The sequence below is a fragment of the Weissella sp. DD23 genome (assembly GCF_001579105.1).
GTDB classification, from domain to species: domain Bacteria; phylum Bacillota; class Bacilli; order Lactobacillales; family Lactobacillaceae; genus Weissella; species Weissella cibaria.
This window is the reverse complement of record NZ_KQ970390.1, coordinates 77794-80897: the sequence shown is the minus strand read 5'-3', so window position 1 is coordinate 80897 and position 3104 is coordinate 77794. Positions and strand designations below refer to the sequence as shown.

Annotated in this window: 5 protein-coding genes and 1 pseudogene; all 6 read right to left on the bottom strand. The window is 40.6% G+C overall.

What is annotated here, in order from left to right; genetic code table 11:
• Window positions 1–251 (bottom strand): annotated as a pseudogene (locus WEIDD23_RS13995) (IS1182 family transposase); the annotation flags it as partial.
• Window positions 252–422 (bottom strand): hypothetical protein, encoded by a 171-nt coding sequence (locus tag WEIDD23_RS14150; protein WP_223822989.1) that lies wholly within the window; start codon window positions 420–422, stop codon window positions 252–254.
• A gap of 42 nt (window positions 423–464) precedes the next feature.
• Entirely contained in the window at window positions 465–674 is a 210-nt protein-coding gene (locus WEIDD23_RS14145; protein WP_010370545.1) for a transposase, read from the bottom strand.
• 60 nt (window positions 675–734) lie between these two features.
• On the bottom strand, window positions 735–986 hold the full coding sequence (locus tag WEIDD23_RS14140; RefSeq protein WP_010370542.1) for a transposase: 252 nt from the start codon (window positions 984–986) through the stop codon (window positions 735–737).
• A 184-nt stretch (window positions 987–1170) separates the two neighbouring features.
• Window positions 1171–2649 carry a helix-turn-helix domain-containing protein gene (locus WEIDD23_RS00345; RefSeq protein ID WP_010370539.1) on the bottom strand — a complete coding sequence of 493 codons (1479 nt, stop codon included), beginning with the start codon at window positions 2647–2649 and terminating at the stop codon, window positions 1171–1173.
• Window positions 2650–2946: 297 nt separating this feature from the next.
• Window positions 2947–3084: a hypothetical protein gene (locus WEIDD23_RS12935; RefSeq protein ID WP_010370536.1), complete on the bottom strand. Its 138-nt coding sequence runs from the start codon at window positions 3082–3084 to the stop codon at window positions 2947–2949.
• Between the last annotated feature and the right edge of the window lie 20 nt (window positions 3085–3104).

Here is a 3104-nt window from a genome sequence, read left to right as displayed (position 1 = left end):
CCCATGTCAGCTACGACAACTGAACCCAGTGTTCCTGCGTTATTCATTTTCTTGACTAGTGGAATAAGCGTTCTTGCATCAGTCGGATTTTGGAATACAACATATCCAATAACCATTTGATTGCTGACAGCAGATGGTACATTATAGGCCGGCTTAAGCTGGCCATTCATCATCGGATCTTCCTTTACGCGCATAAACGTGGCGTCGGTATCTGTTTTAGAATAGCTGTTACGATTACCGAACGTATCCATTTAATTTTCGTATTGCTCATTCTTATCGCGTATTTCTTTCAGCTTGCGAGTTTGAGATTTCATAGTACGCCGTTCTTGCTTAGCTGGATTTGGTGATACCTTTTTGGTTTTTTCGACAGCTTGGTTTAGCTCATCAATATGCATCTCTAACCGTGCAATAACATCATCCATATAATCAAACGACAATTCGGTTTCTTCATGAAAGAAATCCGCTTATGATGCTTTGATTTCTTCGAGAAGCGCAACTGCTTTGGCTTTGTTCAGTTCGCTAAAACGAAGGGTGTTCTTACGCCAAACAAACGAGTACTTGTTAGCGTTGGCCAGAATCTTCGTCCCATCGATAAACAAGACATTATCAATGACGCCTGCGGCGACTAGTTGCTCACGCAACTTTGTAAACATCTCTAATATGATTTGCTCCATACGACCATCAGCTCTAAAACGATTAATTGTTCGATATGATGGAACTTGTCCTTGAGTTAATCACATGGCTACCTTATTTTCATCCGCAAATCGTTCTATCATACGACCATATCGAATTCCACGAGTATACGCAAAAAGAACCAACTTAAGTAATAGACGTGGGTGATAAGGATATCGTCCCGTCGTGTACTCATCCGTAAAATCCAATGATTCTACAAGCTGGTTAATCTGATATGCTGGGTGGTTTTCTTCAGGTTCATATGCAGTTGGGATATCCAACATTAGCTGATTCATGCTATAATTGTTATACATTGTTTGGTTCAGTCCTTCCGAGACAGAAATCGTAGACGTTGAGTGGCCGCTCAACGTCTTTTTCTTTGCCTTTATTACTACTATTATACCAAAAAGCAGGCGCAAGCCCTTGATAGACATGGTTTTGCGCCTGCTTTTTATTCAAAATATTCAGCTAAGTTTTGTCCCAGCCTCTCTTATATACTTATATCTTGCCGGTCAATGCTTGGAAACGCTGCACAGTTAATTCGATTAACTTTTCATGCAACGCTTTTTCTTCCGGGTTTTCTGGGAATGACCGCCAGGCAAATCCCGGCACTTGGCTATCGAGTTGCACATCAGAAATGTATAGGTCCGTTTCTGATGTAAATTCGGTGGTGATATTAAGGTTAACTGATTGCCATTTTGCAAGCCGCTCAATAATAATTTGTTCGAGTGCCGGCATATCAATCATATCGACGGTGACATTAATCACCGGCAAGATTTCACTATTATTCAATACAAGCACAAATGTATTCAGATACTCATTAAAGATGGCCGTTGATACTTCTGCTTCTGATAAGCCAAAGTGTGGTGCAATATGGGCAACGACTCGTTCTGTAAATGCCGTGTGAATTGGAAACGTACTCATCGAGAATTGACGATTAATTGGGTGCGTAATGCCATTTTGTCTGAAGAACAGCATCCGGAAATTCAACGAGAAGAGTGCTTTTTGAATTAACTCTAATTCTGGTTGTGATAACGACAAGCCAAAAAAATCTTGATAAACTTCGCAAACGTCATCATAAATTTCCTGGAATTTCCGGCGGACATCCGGTACCAGGTTGGCAACTCGGTATGAACCTGAACCGATGCCTAGTGAATAAATCGATCCTAAGCCAAAACGTAACTCTTCGTCAAACCACGGCGCCTGATTATCAAAGGAAAGCGTAATCACCTCACGCAATTTATCGATAATCATCCGCGCATGTCGTGACAAGTCCGCATCTGGCTTAAAGAGTTGATGGTTATAATCACCAATAACGTGACCGTGCTTCAAGCGAGTATACCAAATACCAAAAAAGATGCGGAATGCTTTCTTCACAGTCGTCCGGATGTGCGTTTGTTCTTCAATAATCGCCTCAACCTTATCAGTTGCTGCTTGCACATCCGCTGGAAACGGCGTTGGCTGATCGGCATAGGCAGTATACAATGCCTCAAACAGCAGAATTCGAATATTTCGTTCATCCCCAACTAATTGATAATCGTCAGAAATTTGGATACCAGACTTTTCAAGTTCCTCACCAACTTCGACCTTAGTCACACGGACAACCGTTGTACTCGATGAGTGACGCAAGGCAATCATTTCATTAGACTGCGCCACTTCTAAGAAAATATCCATTAGCACATCGAATTGTAATGAATTTCGAATGTACTCCCCTAATAAAGCTGTATCACTAATTGTTTGTAACTGATCAACTTGTAATGCCCGGTTTGAATCAACTAGTCGGAGATACACAATGTTCCCGTCCCCAACTTGTTGGTAATCAACACGCAATGTTTCCACGTTTTGCAAGACCATATACCGTGACCACCCTAAATCAGCCATGATGTCTTTAATTAGGACAGCATGGCTTGACTTGCTCGTCAAATATCGATGTAATGCTAAACGTTCTTGATCTTTCTTAGGTAATAGCCACTCCATAATCGCATTCTCTCACTTCTATCTTCGTTCAATATGCTTAGTTTAGTCGGTTATTGTTTTTTGATTTCGCGGGATTATTTTTTCGTATGAAAAATATTAGTTAACAGTGCCATTTATTCAATCTCACAAAAAGAGCGATTCATCCGAATCGCTCACAAACCAATCTCATATATACCATAGGGGTTACTGATGGTACAAGCTTATCTTACCGAAGTGATTGGCAATATGCCGACGTAACATTTTTCTATTTTTAATAATTTAGCTAAACTCCAAAGTTTCCAACTAGTTTTCATTATATCAAATGTTTAACGGTATTTGCAAATATCGACTCATAATCGTCTGCGACAACTCAACCGATGCGCTAAACGCTTGCTGACTGCTCAACGTTGTCCCGAAAACAACCCCCACCACTGCCAATCTAAAAAACTTTTTCATGACTTTACCTCAACATATTG